Origin of the sequence: Alkalinema pantanalense CENA528 (genome assembly GCF_050753345.1) — a bacterium.
GTDB classification, from domain to species: domain Bacteria; phylum Cyanobacteriota; class Cyanobacteriia; order Leptolyngbyales; family Leptolyngbyaceae; genus Alkalinema; species Alkalinema pantanalense.
This window is the reverse complement of record NZ_JBLZFX010000033.1, coordinates 32,284-52,174: the sequence shown is the minus strand read 5'-3', so window position 1 is coordinate 52,174 and position 19,891 is coordinate 32,284. Positions and strand designations below refer to the sequence as shown.

The following is a 19,891-nucleotide window of genomic DNA, read 5'->3' as shown; positions in this document are numbered from 1 at the left end:
ATTGGTCAGTGTAGCGTAGGCGTGGGGAGCGTGAGGGGCGTCCTAGAGATGGCAAAGGTCAGTGGTAACCGAGGATGAAACCGTGATGACCGATCGTGATGACCGATCCCGATCATTTACGATCGTTTGGCGAACCACTTCACAGGTTTTGGATTTTCGGCTTTTGCATCAGCCGGCTCATTGAAAATAAAGGAATCCAGGCGGGTATCTACTGGCACCGACTTACGGGGACTGTCTACTTCGCGCCAAATGGTGACATGTTCCTCATGCTCAACCAGCAGGCAATCCACCCCTTGAGCTTGACTTTCGCGACAGAGATTCATCGCAACAGAGTACACACGTCTTGACAAAGTTTCACCGCGATGAAACACCTGGCCCCCAAACTCGAGTCGAGATTTACCACGATAGGGGATTTTTTGGCTTTCTAATTGTTTTGTGGTCAAGATCAACATGTTCAGAACTCCCAGAGTAGATGCAATTTATTCATGGTTCGCAAATCAAGCTGTCTACCAAGCCATCTACTATGCTGACTGTCCACGGTACTTATAGACTACGCTTAGCCTAGAGACTGCGCCTAGAGACTGCGCCTAGAGACTGCATGAAATCCAATAAATTGCAGGCAATGTTACTCACAACAACAGGCAATGTTGTAGCAAGAAGTAGTGAGAAGTTAATTTAGAACCGGGAGAAATCACTAGGACAACAACAAAATGATAGTTATTGAATCGGAAAGTCTAGCAATGAAGCAAAGGATTATTAAGTGAAGCAAAGGTTAGTGAAGACATGGACTGCTAAGGGTTCAAATAATGCAACTTGTCCCAATCCATTTGGAATACAGTAAATTAGAACACCTTTATAAATGCAAGGAAGTCTACCTTAGGGTGTATCTCTGGGAGTATCTTGCGGAAATTCTTGCACCGTTCCTCCCAGTCCTTGAACAATAAGTTGCGTATTGACAACCAGCATGTCCACGTAGGAATCGCCCGCTTCCCCTGGAACGCCGATCGAATCTGCGAACAACGGTTTCTCTGCTAATTGAACCTTGGCTTCTTCTGCAACGGTTTCAATCAGCGCAGGATTAATGGCCGTTTCCGCAAAAATGGTTGGGACACCGGACGATCGAATTGCTTGCACCAATTGCTTGACCGTTTGGGCGCTAGGTTGTTCTTCGGTGCTGATGCCGATCAAGGTGCCGACGACGGTTAATCCATAGGCTTGGGCGTAGTACTGAAAGGCATCGTGGGTGGTGACCAGTTTGCGTTTTTCGGGGGGAAGCGTTTGAATTTGGGCGGCGATCCAGCGATCGAGGCGTTGCAGTTCAGACAGCAGAGCCTGGGCGTTTTGGGTAAAGCGATCGCGGTTGTGTGGTTGGAGTTTGATTAACTCATCACGAATCACGGTGACCATACGCATGGCATTTTGAGCATTACCCCAAACGTGGGGATCAGGTACCCGTTCACCTTCTTTATCTAGTTTTAGGGGGGTAACCACTTCCCCCACGGGCACTTTTTTAGCTTTCAGGGCATTGGCTTGCATCAGACGAATCAATCCCGGCTCCAAGTTATAGCCGTTGTAAAGCACGAGATCAGCTTTTTCCAAGGTTACGGTATCGCGGGGGATCGGCTCGTAGGTGTGGGGATCGTCCCCCGGTTTCAGAATGCCTTGGAGGTCAATTGCATCTTGGCCAATGCGGTGGGTCAAGTCTGCCAAAATCGTGCTGGTCGCGACCACCCTGGGCTTACGGGGTTCCTGGGGTGAGGATCCGGTGATTCGACAGCTTACCAATCCGATTGCCAGGAGACTACCCATCACACCCAACAGCGATCGTCTGGTCCATCGTGGGGCGTGAGATGGGAGAGTGAGCGATCGTGCAGAGCCTGGTGCGATCCCTGGCGCAAGATGCACGGAGGACTGAAACCGAGAAGGCAGAGGAGATGACATAGAGATTCTGGAAAACAGAGATTTGGAAAACAGAGATTTGGAAAACATTGACGATGACTTTTCATAATCCTTTCATTTTTTGCGCTACATTGGAATTAGGTTTTCATAATCCTTTCATTTTTACTTTCTAGATTGGGGTCAATAGCCTAGATTTCTCGATCGGAATCCCTGGGCTTTTCTCCCAATCGGTCATCCTCACCATTGCGATCCCCATTTACCGCTATGCTGTCTCTTCCCTGGTTCCACCCCACTACTAACCGTTCCTCGGCTTCCCATTCCCATCGTCCTGGACAACGGCCTTTGGTCGGTTTGCCCACAAAATCCCAGAGCTATGCTGATCCCACAGGAGCGGAACGAAATCACGATCGGCTCAAACCCATCCTGCGGGTGGACGATATGACCGTGCGTTACCGCAATGTGGTGGCTCTGGAACAGGTGAGTTTTGGCCTGGAAGCGGGTAAGATGCTGGGCATTCTGGGAGCCAATGGGGCCGGAAAAAGTACCCTGATGAAGGGCATTTTAGGGCTGATTCCCACGGTTTCCGGTCAGGTATTTTACGATGGTCAACCGTTTCAGCAGCAGCGCCATCGCGTGGCCTATGTGCCGCAACGCAGTCAGATTGATTGGGCCTATCCTGCGACGGTGTGGGATGTGGTGTTGATGGGGCGGATTCGATCGGCGGGGTGGCTCAGTCCGATTAGTGCATCCAGTCGCCGCATTGCCCTGGATGCCTTGGAACGACTGGGTATGGTGGACTATCGCGATCGTTCGATCGGGGAGCTTTCCGGCGGACAGCAGCAGCGGGTGTTTCTGGCGCGGGCGATGACACAGCAGGCAGATTTATTTTTACTAGATGAACCGTTTGTGGGGGTTGACCAGAAAACGCAGACAATTATTTTTGATTTGCTGCGGGAATTGACCCAAGACGGCAAGACGATTTTGGTGGTGCACCATGATTTGGGGGCATCGTTGAATCAGTTTGATGAATTGCTGTTACTCAATCGGCGTCTCATTGCCCAGGGCGATCGAGCGACGGTCATGACGCCGGAGAATTTACACCAAGCCTATGGCAGTTTTTTCCAGTTACCTCAAGCTGCCTAATGTAGTGGCGTTTTCCTGTTAGAGTGCTGTGTGATGTTGGACTTCTTTAATGCCTTGGCAGAACCGCTGCAATATAGCTTTATGCAGCGATCGTTAATTGTCGCGATTTTAGTCGGTGTGATTTGTGCGCTGGTGGGCAGTTACCTGATGGTACAACGGTTGGCTCTCCTAGGCGATGCCATTAGCCATTCCGTACTACCGGGATTAGCGATCGCGTTTCTGACGGGAACTAACTTATTTGTCGGTGCATTTATTGCTGGAATTCTCAGTACGGTGGCAATCACCTGGATTCGAACCCGATCTCCGATTAAGGAAGATGCGGCTATGGGCATTGTGCTGTCTTCCTTTTTTGCGTTGGGTATTACGTTGATTACAGTTATTCAGAAGAATAATAAAATTGACTTAAATCACTTTCTCTTTGGTAATATTCTTCAAGTAACCCATCAGGATGTACGAGATACCGCAATCATTGCTGCGATTGTGATCGTTTTAGTCATCGCGCTTTACAAAGAATTATTATTCTACACTTTTGATCCACTCTCAGCCCAAGCGACAGGACTCCCGGTGCAGTGGTTGAATTTTGGCTTAATGGTGTTGATTGCTTTAACGATCGTAGCCAGTATGAAAGCGGTTGGAGTCGTGCTGGTGCTTTCGTTACTTATTACCCCAGGCGCGACTGCTTACCTGTTGGCTCCTCGATTGCATCAAGTGATGATGATTGGAGCGGTTTTAGCAGTGATTGCGAGTGTGAGTGGCATGTACTTAAGTTATTTCTTTAACTTACCGTCCGGTGCTGCGATCGTGTTGGTGATTTCCAGCTTTTTCCTATTAGCGATGCTGTTTAGTCCGCGCCATGGCATTTTGACAGAACAGTGGCGCGATCGGCGTTTGCCCCCCACGGATGCTCTGTAAAGCCTCTATCCTGAAAGTCGGGCTTATTTTTTTAAAGTGACAGAATAGGCGAGACGATCGCCGCTGGAAAGCGTTTCTCCATAGAGAATGGGGCGATCGCCGCTATAGGCTGTGTGGTGATAAACCAAGATAGGACTGCCCAGGGGTAAACCCAAATCAGTGGCAGTTTCTGAATCCGCTTGACGACAAGAGAGCAAGGCATCGATGCGATCGACGCTGATTCCGTGCTGTTCCAAGACGGGAAACGTCATGTTTCGCTTCAGTTCCGCTGCGAAGGTTTTGCCTAAATCCGGGACGAGGTAGGTAATATCCAAGGCAGCGGCGACTTGATTGACCATGAGGAACTTTTTCTGGAGGTAAACGTGAGTCCCGTCCGGCGGTAGGGCTAGGGTTTGGCGCACGGCTTCCGGTGGCTGGACGGCTTTAAATACCAGGGTCTGGATGTAGGGAGTTAAGCCTTGGCGAACCATGTCTTCGTTGAACCAGACGAAGGGGCTGGAGAGGGAATAGATAGCTCGATCGTGGGCAGACACAAAAACGCCTTTGCCATGCTGGGACTGAACTAAGCCCTGTTGCACAAGGTTGGCGATCGCCCGTCGGATGGTGATGCGGCTGACGGTAAATTGCGTCATCAGTTGGGCTTCGCTGGGCAGTCGATCGCCGGGTTGATAGACCCCCGCTTCGATGTCTGATCGCAGCTGTTCAGAAATTTGTTGATGTAATGGCAGGGATGCCAAGCGCGATCGAGCCAAAGCCATGGTAGCCGCCTAGGGGTCTGTCAAGAAATTTAGAAGGATAAAATTCCTCCACAAATGAATCGTAAGGAATTAAGGTCAAAATTGGAATAGAAACAAGGGATTTTTCGGGATTTTCAGGCGTGAGGGAACGGCGTACAAATAAAATTCCAAGGGGATGGATAGGAGAGGAGGGGGTGGATGAATTGGGGATGTTATTTCTTAGCAGATTCCTACAGATTCCATCTATACAGATTATTGCAATACCTTATTACAACAGAAGTTTGTCTAGGGTCGCTCTACAGTCACTCATCCGAGGAATGTATCCAGAATTGTGAAATTAGTATCATTACCTACTAAGTCCATCAATGCATTGTCGCAAATAGCAAGATTTTGATGCACGATCGTCATATTTTTAACAGAAAAATTTTGAAACCGTTGCTTATGACACATTTTTCGTATCAGAGAGCACTAACAATAATATCCAGTTATTGATTTCTCCTTGAATTCCCTAAATTAAAAAAGTCATACTACAGACCCTAGACAATATTTATCCTGCTTCTCTAACGAAATATCTATGGTTGTTGCCGTGTTTCCGGTTATCTATTCAACGCTAGCCTGTGATGCACTCTCCGATCTGGTTTTATCGCGCTATGCGATCGCGCCGATCCAGAGTTGTGAGTTTTGGCACCGAGGCTTAAGCGATATCTATGTAGTGGAAACGCTGGATAGTCAATATGTGCTGCGGGTATCCCATAACCATTGGCGATCGCGAGCAGAAATTAATTTTGAGCTAGAGTTTCTGGACTTTCTCCATGGACAACGGTTTCCCATTGCCTATCCTCTGCGGACGATCGAGGGGCAGTTATCAGTGGAAATTCAGGCTCCGGAAGGCCCCCGTTATGCATCACTCTTCATCTATGCACCGGGACAGGTTCCCCTCGGAGATTTAAATACCACTCAGGGCCAAAACCTAGGGGCAACGGTCGCGAAATTACACCACACTAGTTTAGCGTTCCAGCCCAGTGGGCAACCCAAGGTTTTGGATTTGAACTATTTGCTGGATCACTCTGTTGCAGCCATTGAACCCTTTTTGCCAGCGGACGATCGCGCTTGTTTACTGGATGCATCAGCGCGGATCCACCAGCAGTTACAGAATTATTCCAGGGAGTCGCCCTACTGGGTTGTGTGCTGGGGCGATGCCCATAGCGGGAATGCCCATTTTACGTCAGATACACAAATGACGTTGTTTGACTTTGACCAATGTGGGTACAGTTGGCGATCGTTTGAAATTGCCAAGTTTTTAAAAACTGCTTTAACCGCAGGAACCAGTCGATCGATTCGGCAAGCATTTTTAGCAGGTTACCAATCAGTTCAGCCCTTAGAGCCATTTGAACTGGAAGCCATCCGTAGCCTGACCCAAATGGCCTTTATTTGGTCGTGGGCGATCAGTTTAACCCATGCCCGATGGAATAATTACTGCCGCTTAGATGATTACTATTTTCATCAACGTCTAGAACAGTTAAAAATGTTTCGATCGAATGACTGCTATTTATTTTAGAAAAATTAATCTCATAGTAGCCCTTGAAAGATGACTGATCGTTTAACGGAAATAGCCGCGAATGACCATCGGGGTTGAATCCACCTAGCTCACTTTGGCTTGACAGAGCTAGGTTAGGCGATCGACTACATTCATTGCCCAGTGCTAGAATTGGGGTGTCGCAGCTAAGGAAGAGTTCGCCGATGACGCAACCGATTGCCACCAAAGTGCTGCCTTGCATGGATGCTTTGCCGACCATGCATGACCTCCCTAGTGATGATCCTCTGGAGCCCGGATTGCCCGACGAATTTCATGGTCTACAGCCGCAATTGTTGGCCGAAACGTTACGTCTAACGGATTACGCTGCCAGTGAAGTCTTTTACGCCTTTGACCTCAACCTCTACTACGACCCCAGTAATACCGGCTGGTACAAGCGCCCAGATTGGTTTCTTGTGATTGGTGTGCCGCGTCTGTATCAGGGTAAAACCACCCGTTCTAGCTATGTCACCTGGGATGAGACTGTGAATCCGGTGATGGTGATTGAGTTTCTCTCTCCTGGCACGGAGGCAGAAGATTTAGGGCCATTTGCGGCTAGACCCTTACCGACTCAACAACCGGGCAAACCCCCGAGCAAGTTCACGGTGTATGAACAAATCCTGCAAATTCCCAACTACATTGTTTTCCAACAAGAGACCAATCAATTGCGCTATTTTCGGTTAGTGAATGGCCGTTACACTGAACAAGCGATCGCGCCTGAAAATCCCTTCATCTACATACCAGAAATTCGCCTAGGACTGGGATTATGGCATGGGACATTTCGCGGGATTCCGCAATCTTGGTTACGGTGGTGTGATGCTGCAGGTCATTGGTTACTGACTGAAACCGAAATTGAACGGCAGGCCAAGGAACAAGAACGGCAGGCCAAGGAACGAGAACGGCAGGCCAAGGAACAAGCAGAACAACGGGTGATGCAAGAACAACAAGCCCGAGCCCGTTTGGAAGCCTACTTGCGATCGCAGGGAATTGACCCCGACAATCTCCCGGAATAATACGATCGCAGAGCGATGATGACCTAGGCACGGTGTAGGAGAACCCTACAGTAATTCTTGTCGAATGCGCCAAATGATTGTATTTGGTTCCACTTGATTGAGAATTTCCTGAATGACGGTACTGGCTCCCCGATCGCCCCAGGTGCAGCCCCGTTCTAAATAGGCTTGGGCTGCACGTCCAACAGCATAGGCTCCGTATCCTGCAATTCCTGCTTGGGCAACGGCAACTCCTGCATAGGCTCCCAGTCCCGGTGGATTTTCCGCAGCAGTAATAGCACTGGCGGTTTTACCTGCCCCTAGAAAAATACTACTGCAAATCTCACTGAGCAACATACCGCCAGAACTGGCCACGATCGTGGTTAATAGTTTCCCGGCTTCGTAGCGCGTTAGGGGAAAGCCATACAGGTTTGCCAATTCCCGAATCAAAATTACATCTGAAATGGTTCCCCCTAGCCAATCCAGCAGTGGAATTGGATTAGCGGCTACCGCGATCGCTTTATAGCGGGTAAATTTCCAAATTAAGGTTTCCGCTTCGGCATTGCGGGCATTGACAATCCGTTCTGCCATGCGCAATTCTGCATCGCGCGCTTGGGTGAGGGCATTCAACGCCAAGAGCGATCGACCTTCACGATTTAATAAAGTGAGAATTTTAATTTTCAATTCATCAATTTGAGGTGGCAATTTTTCCCATTCATAGCTCACACTGCCATCGGTCTGCTCGACTCGTACTTGCATGGGAGCCGGATCAGCCGCAATCAGAACGATTTCCTCAGGAGAAATCAATTGCCGTAATTGCTGACTCTCTCCCACATAGCCCTCCAGCGCCAATAGACTTTCGTAGATTTCTCCACGGTGACGATCGGGATAAAGATCAATTTTGTTAAACACTAACAGTAATGGTTTCTGGGCCTTACGCAAATCACAGAGAGCCTTGAATTCCGTGCGCGTAATATCCCCTGCCACAATAAAAAGAATTAAATCCACCTGCTGCGATACATCTCGAGCCATCTCTGCGCGGGTTTGGCCATCCACCTCATCCAGTCCCGGTGTATCAATCAGTTCAATTTGCACCTTGCTAGTATTTTGTGCTGTTAAGGCACTTTCCGTAGGCACAAAGCCCCCCTTCGGTGTCCATTCAATGACCCGAGGCTTTTGGGTGACGCCGTTAATGGGGCCAGTTTCCAGTACTTTTTCCCCCAGAAGTGCATTCAGCACTGCCGATTTGCCTCGACTGACGAGCCCAAAAACCGCAATTCGTACCACGTAATTATCAATTTTGTTGAGCGTGGTAGTCAGTTGGGCTAGTTCTCTTTCTAACTGGGTTTCCAGACCTGGATTCGGTATGCGCTTCTTCGCCGATCTCAGGTGCTGGGAATAGGTAACGACGGTTTGCCGGAGACTGGCACGGGCAAGGTTGAGGTGGGTATCTTGGGGATTGGGACGGGAGGACGGAGAAACCACGGTGGATCGGTACTCTAGCGCAAAGGAATAGGGCGATCGCTGAGGGGCGATCGTTTCTATCTTAGGCGAATCTTTGGCTGAAGGGACATCCATTCAGGGAAATCCATCTCGGCCAAGCTCCGGTGAAACTCCCCGTAAAGCAGCCTAGAACACTAGAACGCTAGAACTCCAACGCTAGAACTCCTTGGAAAATGGCAAACCATCGCTTTCACTTCTAGCAAATCTATTCCGTTGTGATTCATGCCTTACACATACCAACGAATTCTAATCATCAAATTAGACTGTTTGGCAATTGAGTTAAGCTATTTCTTAAATGAAATTAAGGTGTATTTAAAAATAGTTTAAAGAGTGTTTAAGAGAGAAGCAAATAGGGTGAAAATAAGGATGTTAAATATGATGTTAATTTATCCCAAACTATCATCCTGGAATCCAATCGAATATCATTCGATAAAATATAACAAAGTAATTTAAATAATTGATTTTTTCTTACAAAATGCTTCTTCTAAAAGGGACGTGAGACAATAGGAGTGTGAAATTCCAATTGTTAAGCTGATTGGTTACCTATTACAACTAATCATGCGAGGTGAATTCGTATGAAATCGCAGTCATTGTCCCACCCTATGGCCCTAGGAGAGTTTGCGTGCCAAATCATTCAAAAAAATTTCTATCGATTTTTGGATCAAGAAAAAGCAGTTTTGAAGGATAAAGATTCTGAACCTTTGCACCAAATGCGTGTAGGAATGCGTCGGTTGAGAATAGCGATTAAGGTGTTTACTTCTGCGATCGTGTTGCCCTCTGTTGTGTGTGAGCAATCGATCGGGAAGATTGCCAAACGGCTCGGAAAAACGCGGGATTTGGATGTTTTGCAAGATACCTTACTGACTCGTTATCAACCCGCTTTACCAGCAGCGGAACTCGCGAAATTCCAGCCAGTTTTACATCATTTAACTCAAAGGCGACGGAGAAGTTTTCGTGAGCTCAAAACGATCCTTAAGGACGATCGCTATCGGACACTCTGCCAAGCCATTCAGGAATGGCTTGAGACGCCCAACTATACGCCAATGGGCCATTTACCAGTTGTACAAGTCCTGCCGGATCTCCTGCTGCCGTTGGTGTGTCAATTGTTGCTCCACCCGGGCTGGTTGGTAGGGGCTACGATGCAGGCAGGGGCAGTCCAGTTAATTCCCCTAGAAGAGATTGAAGCATTGCGCTGTGACCTCGAGCAACGAAGTACTGTACTCCATGACTTGCGGAAAGTGATTAAAGGCGTGCGCTACCAGGCGGAGTTTTTTAGTGATTTTTATGAATCCACTTACCTGCAGCGAATTGAAGCCTGGAAAACCATGCAAGATCGGTTGGGCGCACTTCAGGATCAGATGGTTCTCTGTGGGTTTCTCAACTCCACATTAGGAGAAACTTGGATGCAAGACTTGCCGACGATCGCGCACATAATCCAACAGGAAAAAACAGAATTTTGGTACCATTGGCAACCGCTACAACGAGAGTATCTCAACCTAGACTTTCGACGATCGCTGCGCTCGTTATTCAATCATCCATTGGAGTCAGCGCCGATTGTATTGTAGAGAGATTTCTTGAAAATATCTTGGTGAATAGTTACGGAACACTACTGATAGAACTCTGAGAATTTGAGAATTCAAGAATTTTCAACATAAAAATATCTGTGACTGAACAGAAGTCGCCCATTGAGGAGAAATTTCTATGATTGCGCATTGCATTGAAGAAAAGATTGGAGTACTCAATCTATCTAGTCCCCAGGAAATCTTGTTTACTTTGAAGGCTCTGCGTCAGGCGGTTATTGAAGAAGGGCAATGTACTTTTAACCAATGGCGATCGCAGATTCAACGATCGGAGTTTTTAGACAGTGCCCTAAACTTAGCCGAGTATCTAGCGTTGCGTCGATATGACCTACGAACTTTACAAACAGCACTCATGCCTTGGGGCTTATCCTCCTTAGGACGCATTGAATCTCGCGTCAGGCCCAATCTGGATGCCGTGATTGCAACATTAGAAGCCATTTGTTACCCGGAGTCTGCTCAGTCGATTAAGCATCCTGAGATGGACTCCTTTTTTGAAGGCGATCGCTTGCTCCATCGACGTACCAACGAATTATTTGGCCCTCCCTGCTCCCAAAGACGGGTACGGATTATGGTGACGTTGCCAACGGAAGCTGCGATCGACTATGACCTAGTGCGGAAGATAGTCTACCGGGGAGCCACCTGTGTGCGGATTAACTGTGCCCATGACTCGGCTGATCTGTGGCAGGCCATGATTGACCATGTACAGCGGGCGGAACAAGAAACTGGAACGATGTGTAAAGTCATGATGGATTTAGGTGGCCCAAAAATTCGGACTGGCCAAGTCCTGACTCCAGTCGATCGTAACCGAGTGTTTCCGGGGGATTTTATTGTGTTGTCGCGAGAAGGTAATATAGGTGCTGAGAAGCCTGGTGGCGAATCGCTCCTGTCGAGTGATCGCTTTCAAATTAGTTGTACGGTTCCAGAAATTTTAGATTTACTGACGGTGGGTACAGCCGTTTATATCGACGATGGCAAAATTCGGACTCGCGTAGTGGAAACGAATTATCCCTTAGAAAATGGCCAATCCGGGCTTTTACTACAGGTCACTCATGCTAAACCAAAGGGGGCAAAACTGCGATCGGAAAAAGGCTTAAATTTCCCCAATACCATCTTGCCGCTGAGCCCCTTGACTCCTAAGGATTTGCAGGATTTAGACTTTGTGGCGACCCACGCGGATATGATTGGGTATTCCTTTGTTCAACAACCTGCAGATATTGATTTACTGCAACAGGAGTTGGATCGGCGGCTGGGCGATCGACCGCAGCGACCCGCGATCGTGGCTAAAATTGAGACGGCGATCGCGGTGCACAATTTACCGGAACTTATGATTCATGCGGCAGGAAAACAGTCCTTTGGCGTGATGATTGCCCGAGGGGATTTAGCTGTTGAAATTGGCTATCAGCGCCTTGCCGAGATTCAGGAAGAAATTCTCTGGATTTGCGAAGCGGCTCATATCCCGGTTATTTGGGCGACTCAAGTATTAGAGAGTTTAGTCAAAGACGGTGCGCCCTCCCGTGGGGAAATGACGGACGCAGCAATGGCAGAACGGGCGGAATGTGTCATGTTAAATAAAGGCCCGTTTATTGCGGAAGCGATTGTGATTTTAGATGATGTATTGACACGAATGGAAAACCACCAAATGAAGAAAACGCCTCAGTTACGGGCTTTACATTCTTGGTAGAGGTCTGTCAAGAATGTTTTGAGGGCGGAATTTTGGGAGAGGGTTGCGTCATAATACGATCTATGATGCAACAAGAAGGCAAAGCGAGCTTTAATATCGGTCACTCGTTCTATCGCCCCAGTAGTCAAAGATCACGGGATTTGGGTGTGTTGGCTGCAGCCGTTTACAAGCAACAAACGGGGGAATTGCGGGTATTAGATGCCATGACGGGCTGTGGGGTACGGATACTGCGCTACGCCTTAGAATCGGGGGCTGACTACCTCTGGGCCAACGATGGGAATCCAGAGGTGCATTACACGCTGCGACAGAACCTTGCACCAGTGTTAGGGCCCGATCGCTACCACATCACCCATGAACCTGCCGATCGCGTATTTTTGCAATGTGCCCTCGATCGGGATTACTACGACCTAATTGACATTGATGGCTTTGGCAGTCCGGCGGATTTACTTGCCCCCAGTCTGCAGGCATTGAAGTATGGTGGTTTGCTGTACTTGACCAGTACCGATGGCCGGATTGTTTCTGGGCACTTCCCCCAGGAAAGTCTGCGACTGTATGGAGCCTATGCGAGATCGCATCCCTCAGTCCAGGAACAGGCATTGCGGATTTTGATAGGTGCGATCGCCCAGCAAGCCGCTGTACAACATTGCAGTATTCAGCCCATATTTTCGCTGTATTCTGGCCAAACCTATCGCGTTATGGTTCGAGTGTTTCCTAAGACATCGAACTTAGCAAAATCCTATGGGTTTCTGGGCTATTGTTCCCATTGCGGTCACTATGAAACCTTGGATTGGCGATACCTCAGTCGTGCCCATTGTGCAAACCATCATCCGCCGCAGCCGATGAGTGTGTCCGGGCCGTTGTGGGTGGGGGCATTGCACGATCGAGCCTTTGTACAAGCCATGGCAAATTTAGCGCAGACCTGGCATTGGCTGAAGGTCATGGCATTACTGGAAATTATGCAAGCGGAGGCTAATCTCCCGCCCTATTACTTTCCATTGGGCGAAATTGGGCGACGCGGCAAGTTGGATATTCCTGCTCGCGATCGGTTAATCAACGCATTAATTCATGCAGGATATCAGGCGAGCAATACTCATATTGATCCACAAGCCATTAAAACCAATGCTTCTCTGAAAATCTGCGTAGAAATTGCTAGAAATCTCACTTAATTCTGTGAAAGACCAGGAATCGTTTGCATCTGCACTCTTCTGTTGACCTGAAGACTACCCATAAGAGTGGTCTGGACTTGAGCAAAGGTTTCTATAACTATAAATAGTTCACGCAATATACAGAGTTTGAGGTCTGTAATGATTCATCAATAAAGTAGATTGCATGGGTGTCTGGAGGAAAGGAATAACAGGTTGAGCCAGGTTCCTAGGGCTTTGCAAGAAACGTTGCACTTCACTGAACTAAGCTATCTATCTAAACTCCTATATTCCAGCGGATTATTAAACTGGGAGTCAAAATAATGAATGATTTATTCCCACAGGTGCGTTTCCTTCGATCGATACGCTATGCCTTTCTTTTAGCCACGATCGTGGGAACTGCTTGTACCGTCTCTCCAACCATCGTCGTGGCGCAATCCCTCGACAACTGGAAAGCAGCACTTAATGCTAAAGGGATAGAATCCATTCCCTATGAGAATTTGCGCAGAACTGCTAATGAACAACAAGAAATTGTCAACAACTTGTGCAAAACGGAATGGAGTTGTGATTCCCTTGGAACCAAATCGATTCGAGCAGACATAAACGGGTTACAAGGCAAGATTAATGAGAACAAGAATACGTTGATAAGCTTAAACAATGATCTCTCCAAAGCTGCGACGGATGATGAGAAACGGAGCATCCAGGAGAAAATTGATAAGCTCAATGATGCGACTAAACGGATGTCCGATGTTCTAGCGGATAAAACCAGTCGGCTAGAGAATGACCTTAAAGAGATTGATACCCGCATTACTAAAGGCACAAACTGTAAAAACGCTCGTCTTGCAGTGAAGCAAGCCTTTCAAGATGCGATCGACAAAGCTAAAAACGAGAGCGATCCAGACATCAAAGCGATCGCGAATCAGTTGATTACCTATTGGGAAGAAGGTAACAAACAACACGTAGAGGCTGCAGCTAATGCCGATAAAGGTGTTCAGATCTGTCAGAAATGCCAAACAGGTGATCTCTAGATTGCCTCGATCGCAGTCGTGAACGGTGTCTTTGCTGTAGTGCAGCTAGATTGCCGTACTGGTTGATGACTTTGCTAGTCCAACAATTTCCCTTGTCTATTTTTACAATTCATTCCTCGCTAGGAGAACATCATGAAACTGAAATCTCTGTCCCCTTTGGTTGCGATCGGCATGTCTGTGGCGATGTTGCTGGCCCATGTTCCCGCCAGCCATGCCCAACTGGATGAGTCGCGCAAAGCCAATTGGGAAAATGCCAAGAAACTTTATCCTATGTTAGTGGATGCGGTGTCTGCCCAGCGCTTAAGAGATGCCTACAATCTGACCGATGAACTGCGAGCCAATCTAGATTATGTACAAAACAAATTAGAAGCCACAGGACAGCGCTTGCATGAGAAGGATCGGAGCTGGGCTTGGGGGCCTAAAAAGAATGCCGTGGTGGAAAACCTGAAACGCACGCGGGTGGCGATCGGTGTTTTAGGTTCCAAGCTGAAGGATGTTGGCTCCAGTCCGGATTCTGAACTGAATACGGTTAAGAGTGAGTGGCAGACGTTTGTGACGAGTTACGATGATCTGTGGGCTGAATATGTCAACCATGGAAAAGAGTTAGACGCCATGGTGAAAGCATTTTACGAAGATTGTCCCGGTTGCCGCTAGCGTTTTCCTTCTTGTGATGTGTGTGATGTGCGTGTGATGTTTGTAGATTGGCTGCCAGATCACTAGGGCTTAATGTGAAAATCCATAGTTTTCTAGCAGTCAATTTTGACTCATACATTCCACAATTCATACCGTCATTGGTTCTCTGTTTATCCTGTACTCCTAAAATGTTGTATCCTTATGCATTTACTTAAGCAATCTTTCACCTTGAAACTCAAGCGTAGATTTCTACCCATCCCCTGTGTTTTACTAGTCTGCATGGTTCTGATGCAAATCTTTTCTGTACCCGCTTCAGCCCAGATGGAACAGGGAATTATGGGGATTTTTCAGAATGGGCAGGAAGTGGGGCGGATCTATGTCCCTGCTCGAAGCGCAAAGGCCGATCGCTATTCTGAATATTGGTTTTTGTACCCGAATTACATCTATCCTAGCCAAAGTCTTCCCGGCTTTGAAACGGTGATTATTCCTTTACCTGAAAAAGCTGCTTCATTGGCGGAATTTCGTAGGACTCGGAAACTTGCACCGGGTACCCGATCGATCAAGGTGCTCTCCCAGGAATCTCAGATCAATTTAGTGGATGACCCCGATGAAGGGGGGCAATAAATACGCGATCCTGTCTTCGTCATTCTTCATTTGCAAAGTTGCTATTTACAATCATCCCAGTGGAGGTTTTAGTCATCATGGGTCGTGTTCTTGCCTTTGTTTACGGCACGATCGTTTATGTGCTCTTTCTATTCACGTTTTTGTATGCGATCGGTTTTGTAGGCAATTTCATTGTGCCAAAAGCGTTGGATTCGGGGATGACTGGATCGCTAATGGAAGCGCTTCTGGTTAATTCTCTGCTATTGGGGCTGTTTGCTGTTCAGCATAGTGTGATGGCGCGTCCTGGGTTCAAGCAACGGTGGCGGCGGGTGATTCCAGACTCGATCGAGCGCAGTACCTATGTTTTGGCGTCGAGCGTCGCGTTACTTGTCTTATTTTGGCAATGGCGACCGATGGGAGGGCTAGTGGAGCGTCAAGTTTAAAATTGTGAGTGACATTATTCCAAATCGACTATTCCATAAGAATTCTGGAGATCACTAACGCACAAAATCAAAATTGACAGACCACTAGTCTGGCAGGTCAACCAGCCCACGGGGCAAGGCATTCTCAATCTACTCTGTGCCCTAGGTTGGTTAATCGTTTTGGGTAGCACATTTGTCATTAATCACTTTGACCTTTTTGGATTGCGGCAGGTCTATTTGTATTTACGCAACCAACCCTACACCCCGATCGCCTTCAAAACCCCTGGCCCTTACCAATATGTGCGCCATCCCCTTTACCTCGGGTGGTTATTTGCCTTCTGGGCCACTCCTAGAATGACCGCTGCCCATTTATTTTTCGCTGTAATCACAACGGTTTACATTCTGGTTGCCATTCAGTTTGAAGAACGGGATTTGATCCAAGCGCATGGTGAGATATACGAGAACTACCGATCGCGGGTGCCTATGTTAATTCCATTACCATTGCCATTGCCATTCCTGTATAAGTCCCTTTCAAAAAATGTGTAACTCTTCCATAACTGCTCTCTCAGAGGTTTCAATGAAAAGTATCCTGGAATTCATCGAACAGAAAAAGCAAGCCTACCAGCAATTGCCTTTATTTGCCTTTATGCAAGATGCTACGATTGAGCCCAAAAGGCGGTTGGCATTTGCGCCCTGTATGGCTCATTTCATTATGAGTTTTGGGGATCTCAATAAATATGTCTTTCGTAGCCATGAATCCCTAAGTCCATTGCAAAATATTGTGAATGAACATACCTATGAAGATGATCACCACTATCCCTGGTTCTTAACCGATTTGCATCGCCTGGGATTGAATGGCTCCAAGGGTTTTGTTGAGACTCTGCGCTTTCTTTGGGGCGATGAAACCAAAATTACACGGCAACTTTCCTACCAGCTAGCGGCTTATACGTTCCATGCGGAGCCAATTTATAAAATTGCTGTCATTGAAGCGATCGAAGCAACGGGTAATGTTTTATTTAGCTTAACGTCTGCAATTACCCAAGTACTACAAGACCTGAATCAGCAAGAATATCAATACTTTGGTCAGTTTCATTTCAATCTCGAAAATGGTCATGCAGCCAAATCCCTCGATAGTGAGCAACTCCTTGGGCAAGTTGTGCTATCCGAGACAGAGCAGGCGATCGCGATCGAGTTAGTCGAAAAAGTATTTGATATTTTTACGGCTTGGACCTATGAACTACTGGCCTATGCTCAAAATGAGGATGCAGTCGGCCAGTTTACCGATGTCCGAACCCACGCTCACAGTCCGACCCCGATGGTTCACGCTCGCAATTACCTGAGTGCTTCCTAGGGAAATCCCCTATCCCGTCATCCCGTCCGTGGTATCCAGCCAGAGGTCATCATTTCACCGCAAAGGGAACCGCGTAACAGCGATGGATGCGATAGACGATCGTAGTGGTTTGGTTTTCCCAGGTGAGGCGTTGAATGATCACTTCTCCCTGGGCTTGCCATTGCTCATCAACCAGTTGCAACGGCACCTCGATCGGATAAATACGGTAGCCACTTTTCCGAGCGGTGTGAACGCCAGCTTCAACGAGCGGCACCGGAAACTCTGACGACTTGAGCTTGACAATACTGTTGACCTGGCAAGGCATTCCCATCCGTTAGAGTCTCCTAACGATCGTACACAACCTATTCCCCTGAACGGAAGAGGCTGGCAAGGTGTTCTGAAAATGTTATCAGCATGTTATCAGGCTGGGGTGTTTTGAGGATTCTGGTAGTCTCAAAACACCCTAGGCCATCACAGCCTTCCTCGAAAAATTGAGGGCTTTAAGAGGGCTTAAAACGGAATCTGGCTTAAATTGGGCTGCATCTTAGACGGTAAAGATTTCAGATACTTCAAGAACGCAAACAACTCCGCCTCCGTTAGCTCCGCCCTTGTCCGCTTGCTGTAGGTTTCTTGCAAATACGCACTGCCCTGCTTCTTCGTCCAACCAATTCGATCGATTTCCGTCCCAATTTGCGCGATCGCATCGGACAAATCCATCGGCGGTTCTGCAGGCGCTACCGCTCCCCCAAAATCCGGCTCCTCTTCTGGAATATACTCATACTCCACAGGTTCAAACGCCTCTCTTGGCAAATCCATCGGGGTATGGGATTCCACCTCAGGCGCGATCGACGGTTCCGGTACCGTCCCAGCCAACTCCGGTAAGCGTTCTACCTCTGCAACAGCCGCGATCGGATCCTCCTGGGAAACTTTTTCCACCTTGGCTTTATCCGTCTTACCCTTGCGCTTCGGGGCAGCCGTTGCAGTAGAGGTCACTGTAGAGGTCACTGTGGAATCTACGGCAGAAACCACCGCCGCAGATCCTGTCACTGGATCAAAACTGGTTGCATTGAGAGCAGGTAGCCCCTCGGTAATGCTCGCTACCCCAGAGAGTTCCGTGACCATCTCAGGCCGTCCCATTGCTGCATCTGCCACCGGAATCGCCATCGATGTAACGTAGGGAGCCGTTGCCGAAATTCCTAACACGGCCAATACCCGAATTCTAGCCCGGTCTTCCGCTGCTTCCACCGTAGATGCACTCGCCAGCGCAGAGGCCAAGGCCCGCCCCTCCACTTCCACGATCGCCTTCACAATGAATTGGTCACTGTGGGTTTGTACCAAATCTGACAGTAAGCAGCCCGTTGCGTAATGGGCACGGAGTTGATTCAACAAGGCTTGGCTAGATAAAACCGCTCGAAAATTTGAGCCAGATTCAGCGGCACTGGACGCCGCCATGGGAGCTTGGGTTGCCAACATATTCATACTGTGTTGTGGTAGGTAAGGACAGACATTATCTACGATCGTGTCTCCTGGGATGACATCACTCCCCGCAATCCCTAGGAGTGATCCCAGAAATGATCAATTGTTAGGCTCAAGAGTAACGGATCTTGAGTCCTTTGAAACACTTTCCTGAAAAATCCCCGCTTGCCCACCCATCCAAGGCTCAGTTCCCCAAATTTGGCGATCGATGGGTAGCCAAATGGGTTCGATCGTTCCCACAATCCCTCCCCTGATTCGTTTCCCCATGGCCAGTTTTTTCCTCCAATACAGGGATCCATAACGTCATAACTTCAACGAAAGTCCCTGGGAAGCCCAATAAGGTTGTTTAGGCTACCCGCATAATCTATTAACAGTTGTTATATTGAAAGCTTAAAGATTTCCTTAATAAAATCTGGGGGCAGGAGATAAATCAGAATGGTATTTAAGAATGCATCAATGGCGGGTCAAGAACCAATGCGGGTTAACTTTGAGCGACAGCTCAAACGGGTTCAGCGAGATGTTCTAAAGATGGGTGCGTTGGTAGAACACTCCTGTTGTTTGGCGCGACAAGCCCTATTTGATGGCGACCTAGATGCTGCTGACCAGATTAATATTCAAGACAAAGAAATCGATAATCTATATAAGCAGATTGAGCTAGATTGTGTAAATCTCATCGCCCTCCAGTCTCCTGTGGCCCAAGATTTACGCCTCCTGAGTGCCATGATGCAGTTGGTGCGCGATTTGGAAAGAATTGGAGACTATGCCAAAAATCTGGGAGAAGTGGCCATTCGTTTGTTCCCCTACGAAAATCCCCCCCATCTGGACCAGGTAAAAGTCATGTTCGATCGCTGTCGAGCCATGCTGGCGATGAGTCTGGCGGCCCTCTCGGATCTCGATGCCGTATCTGCCCAGGAAATGAAGATTAAGGATGACACGATCGATTCTGACTACGAGATGCTCTATAACCTGCTGACCTACAAAACCGAGGTGCAGGGCGTGATTGAACCGATCGTCCTCCTGGTTCTTGCCATCCGTCACCTGGAACGTATTGCCGACCATGCTACCAATATTGGCAAGCGTGTCTCCTACATCGTCACTGGTCAACGTTAGGGCTCGCAGGCAACGTTAGGGCTCACAAGCCCGCATTGATGTGAGGACTTGTGAGCCCATATTCAGTGAAGTTGGGATCCGGGGACCGAATCAACGGGACGATCGCGACAATGGCGTTGAGTCCCTCCCG

The 19,891-nt window shown here is 48.0% G+C and carries 20 protein-coding genes; 14 read left to right on the top strand and 6 right to left on the bottom strand.

The features are described 5' to 3' along the window. Positions 1 to 116: 116 nt before the first annotated feature. Both ACN4EG_RS12875 and ACN4EG_RS12870 read right to left on the bottom strand, forming a co-directional pair. Positions 117 to 323: a hypothetical protein gene (locus ACN4EG_RS12875; protein ID WP_431629947.1), complete on the bottom strand. Its 207-nt coding sequence runs from the start codon at positions 321 to 323 to the stop codon at positions 117 to 119. Between the two features lie 553 nt (positions 324 to 876). Then, positions 877 to 1,941, bottom strand: a complete 1,065-nt coding sequence (locus ACN4EG_RS12870) for a metal ABC transporter solute-binding protein, Zn/Mn family (RefSeq protein WP_431629946.1) — start codon at positions 1,939 to 1,941, stop codon at positions 877 to 879. Between the two features lie 222 nt (positions 1,942 to 2,163). Here ACN4EG_RS12870 and ACN4EG_RS12865 point away from each other — a divergent pair, with 222 nt between their 5' ends. Continuing rightward, a complete protein-coding gene (locus ACN4EG_RS12865) occupies positions 2,164 to 3,042 on the top strand; it encodes a metal ABC transporter ATP-binding protein (RefSeq protein ID WP_431629945.1) in 879 nt (292 codons plus the stop codon). Positions 3,043 to 3,075: 33 nt separating this feature from the next. Next, a complete protein-coding gene (locus ACN4EG_RS12860; RefSeq protein WP_431629943.1) occupies positions 3,076 to 3,954 on the top strand; it encodes a metal ABC transporter permease in 879 nt (292 codons plus the stop codon). Positions 3,955 to 3,977: 23 nt separating this feature from the next. On the opposite strand, the gene ACN4EG_RS12855 is transcribed toward ACN4EG_RS12860, so the two are convergent. Continuing rightward, positions 3,978 to 4,712 (bottom strand): GntR family transcriptional regulator, encoded by a 735-nt coding sequence (locus tag ACN4EG_RS12855; RefSeq protein WP_431629942.1) that lies wholly within the window; start codon positions 4,710 to 4,712, stop codon positions 3,978 to 3,980. 553 nt (positions 4,713 to 5,265) lie between these two features. Between ACN4EG_RS12855 and ACN4EG_RS12850 the strand changes: the two genes are divergently transcribed. Together ACN4EG_RS12850 and ACN4EG_RS12845 are read left to right on the top strand one after the other, a co-directional pair. Further along, a complete protein-coding gene (locus tag ACN4EG_RS12850; RefSeq protein WP_431629941.1) occupies positions 5,266 to 6,249 on the top strand; it encodes a phosphotransferase enzyme family protein in 984 nt (327 codons plus the stop codon). Between the two features lie 182 nt (positions 6,250 to 6,431). Continuing rightward, positions 6,432 to 7,277 carry a Uma2 family endonuclease gene (locus ACN4EG_RS12845; RefSeq protein ID WP_431629940.1) on the top strand — a complete coding sequence of 282 codons (846 nt, stop codon included), beginning with the start codon at positions 6,432 to 6,434 and terminating at the stop codon, positions 7,275 to 7,277. Between the two features lie 45 nt (positions 7,278 to 7,322). Here ACN4EG_RS12845 and ACN4EG_RS12840 read toward each other — a convergent pair whose 3' ends face one another. Continuing rightward, positions 7,323 to 8,831, bottom strand: a complete 1,509-nt coding sequence (locus ACN4EG_RS12840) for a DUF697 domain-containing protein (protein ID WP_431629939.1) — start codon at positions 8,829 to 8,831, stop codon at positions 7,323 to 7,325. A 500-nt stretch (positions 8,832 to 9,331) separates the two neighbouring features. Here ACN4EG_RS12840 and ACN4EG_RS12835 point away from each other — a divergent pair, with 500 nt between their 5' ends. The 9 genes from ACN4EG_RS12835 to ACN4EG_RS12795 all read left to right on the top strand — a co-directional run bounded on the left by ACN4EG_RS12835 (position 9,332) and on the right by ACN4EG_RS12795 (position 17,196). Further along, positions 9,332 to 10,321, top strand: a complete 990-nt coding sequence (locus ACN4EG_RS12835) for a CHAD domain-containing protein (RefSeq protein WP_431629938.1) — start codon at positions 9,332 to 9,334, stop codon at positions 10,319 to 10,321. Positions 10,322 to 10,457: 136 nt separating this feature from the next. Continuing rightward, positions 10,458 to 12,017 carry a pyruvate kinase gene (locus ACN4EG_RS12830; protein ID WP_431629937.1) on the top strand — a complete coding sequence of 520 codons (1,560 nt, stop codon included), beginning with the start codon at positions 10,458 to 10,460 and terminating at the stop codon, positions 12,015 to 12,017. 62 nt (positions 12,018 to 12,079) lie between these two features. Next, a complete protein-coding gene (locus ACN4EG_RS12825; protein ID WP_431629936.1) occupies positions 12,080 to 13,183 on the top strand; it encodes a tRNA (guanine-N1)-methyltransferase in 1,104 nt (367 codons plus the stop codon). A gap of 299 nt (positions 13,184 to 13,482) precedes the next feature. Then, positions 13,483 to 14,187, top strand: a complete 705-nt coding sequence (locus tag ACN4EG_RS12820) for a hypothetical protein (protein WP_431629935.1) — start codon at positions 13,483 to 13,485, stop codon at positions 14,185 to 14,187. 132 nt (positions 14,188 to 14,319) lie between these two features. Then, a complete protein-coding gene (locus ACN4EG_RS12815; protein WP_431629934.1) occupies positions 14,320 to 14,841 on the top strand; it encodes a hypothetical protein in 522 nt (173 codons plus the stop codon). 267 nt (positions 14,842 to 15,108) lie between these two features. Then, on the top strand, positions 15,109 to 15,444 hold the full coding sequence (locus tag ACN4EG_RS12810) for a hypothetical protein (RefSeq protein WP_431629933.1): 336 nt from the start codon (positions 15,109 to 15,111) through the stop codon (positions 15,442 to 15,444). Positions 15,445 to 15,521: 77 nt separating this feature from the next. Then, positions 15,522 to 15,866, top strand: a complete 345-nt coding sequence (locus tag ACN4EG_RS12805; protein ID WP_431629932.1) for a hypothetical protein — start codon at positions 15,522 to 15,524, stop codon at positions 15,864 to 15,866. A gap of 159 nt (positions 15,867 to 16,025) precedes the next feature. Then, entirely contained in the window at positions 16,026 to 16,391 is a 366-nt protein-coding gene (locus ACN4EG_RS12800) for a methyltransferase family protein (RefSeq protein ID WP_431629931.1), read from the top strand. Positions 16,392 to 16,422: 31 nt separating this feature from the next. Next, positions 16,423 to 17,196 carry a hypothetical protein gene (locus ACN4EG_RS12795; protein WP_431629930.1) on the top strand — a complete coding sequence of 258 codons (774 nt, stop codon included), beginning with the start codon at positions 16,423 to 16,425 and terminating at the stop codon, positions 17,194 to 17,196. Positions 17,197 to 17,245: 49 nt separating this feature from the next. Here the strand turns inward: ACN4EG_RS12795 and ACN4EG_RS12790 are convergent, their stop codons facing one another. Both ACN4EG_RS12790 and ACN4EG_RS12785 read right to left on the bottom strand, forming a co-directional pair. Next, positions 17,246 to 17,506, bottom strand: a complete 261-nt coding sequence (locus ACN4EG_RS12790; RefSeq protein ID WP_431629928.1) for a DUF2584 family protein — start codon at positions 17,504 to 17,506, stop codon at positions 17,246 to 17,248. A 179-nt stretch (positions 17,507 to 17,685) separates the two neighbouring features. Then, complete coding sequence (locus tag ACN4EG_RS12785; RefSeq protein WP_431629927.1) at positions 17,686 to 18,654, bottom strand: hypothetical protein; 969 nt, start codon at positions 18,652 to 18,654, stop codon at positions 17,686 to 17,688. Positions 18,655 to 19,107: 453 nt separating this feature from the next. Here ACN4EG_RS12785 and phoU point away from each other — a divergent pair, with 453 nt between their 5' ends. Then, positions 19,108 to 19,761, top strand: a complete 654-nt coding sequence (phoU, locus tag ACN4EG_RS12780; RefSeq protein ID WP_431629926.1) for a phosphate signaling complex protein PhoU — start codon at positions 19,108 to 19,110, stop codon at positions 19,759 to 19,761. Positions 19,762 to 19,891: the final 130 nt, after the last annotated feature.

Bases quoted from the DNA above. Each gene is read 5' to 3' on its own strand.
- ACN4EG_RS12875 (WP_431629947.1), bottom strand. From the start codon at position 323: ATGAATCTCTGTCGCGAAAGTCAAGCTCAAGGGGTGGATTGCCTGCTG.
- ACN4EG_RS12870 (WP_431629946.1), bottom strand. From the start codon at position 1,941: ATGTCATCTCCTCTGCCTTCTCGGTTTCAGTCCTCCGTGCATCTTGCG.
- ACN4EG_RS12865 (WP_431629945.1), top strand. From the start codon at position 2,164: ATGCTGTCTCTTCCCTGGTTCCACCCCACTACTAACCGTTCCTCGGCT.
- ACN4EG_RS12860 (WP_431629943.1), top strand. From the start codon at position 3,076: ATGTTGGACTTCTTTAATGCCTTGGCAGAACCGCTGCAATATAGCTTT.
- ACN4EG_RS12855 (WP_431629942.1), bottom strand. From the start codon at position 4,712: ATGGCTTTGGCTCGATCGCGCTTGGCATCCCTGCCATTACATCAACAA.
- ACN4EG_RS12850 (WP_431629941.1), top strand. From the start codon at position 5,266: ATGGTTGTTGCCGTGTTTCCGGTTATCTATTCAACGCTAGCCTGTGAT.
- ACN4EG_RS12845 (WP_431629940.1), top strand. From the start codon at position 6,432: ATGACGCAACCGATTGCCACCAAAGTGCTGCCTTGCATGGATGCTTTG.
- ACN4EG_RS12840 (WP_431629939.1), bottom strand. From the start codon at position 8,831: ATGGATGTCCCTTCAGCCAAAGATTCGCCTAAGATAGAAACGATCGCC.
- ACN4EG_RS12835 (WP_431629938.1), top strand. From the start codon at position 9,332: ATGAAATCGCAGTCATTGTCCCACCCTATGGCCCTAGGAGAGTTTGCG.
- ACN4EG_RS12830 (WP_431629937.1), top strand. From the start codon at position 10,458: ATGATTGCGCATTGCATTGAAGAAAAGATTGGAGTACTCAATCTATCT.
- ACN4EG_RS12825 (WP_431629936.1), top strand. From the start codon at position 12,080: ATGATGCAACAAGAAGGCAAAGCGAGCTTTAATATCGGTCACTCGTTC.
- ACN4EG_RS12820 (WP_431629935.1), top strand. From the start codon at position 13,483: ATGAATGATTTATTCCCACAGGTGCGTTTCCTTCGATCGATACGCTAT.
- ACN4EG_RS12815 (WP_431629934.1), top strand. From the start codon at position 14,320: ATGAAACTGAAATCTCTGTCCCCTTTGGTTGCGATCGGCATGTCTGTG.
- ACN4EG_RS12810 (WP_431629933.1), top strand. From the start codon at position 15,109: ATGCAAATCTTTTCTGTACCCGCTTCAGCCCAGATGGAACAGGGAATT.
- ACN4EG_RS12805 (WP_431629932.1), top strand. From the start codon at position 15,522: ATGGGTCGTGTTCTTGCCTTTGTTTACGGCACGATCGTTTATGTGCTC.
- ACN4EG_RS12795 (WP_431629930.1), top strand. From the start codon at position 16,423: ATGAAAAGTATCCTGGAATTCATCGAACAGAAAAAGCAAGCCTACCAG.
- ACN4EG_RS12790 (WP_431629928.1), bottom strand. From the start codon at position 17,506: ATGGGAATGCCTTGCCAGGTCAACAGTATTGTCAAGCTCAAGTCGTCA.
- ACN4EG_RS12785 (WP_431629927.1), bottom strand. From the start codon at position 18,654: ATGAATATGTTGGCAACCCAAGCTCCCATGGCGGCGTCCAGTGCCGCT.
- phoU (WP_431629926.1), top strand. From the start codon at position 19,108: ATGGCGGGTCAAGAACCAATGCGGGTTAACTTTGAGCGACAGCTCAAA.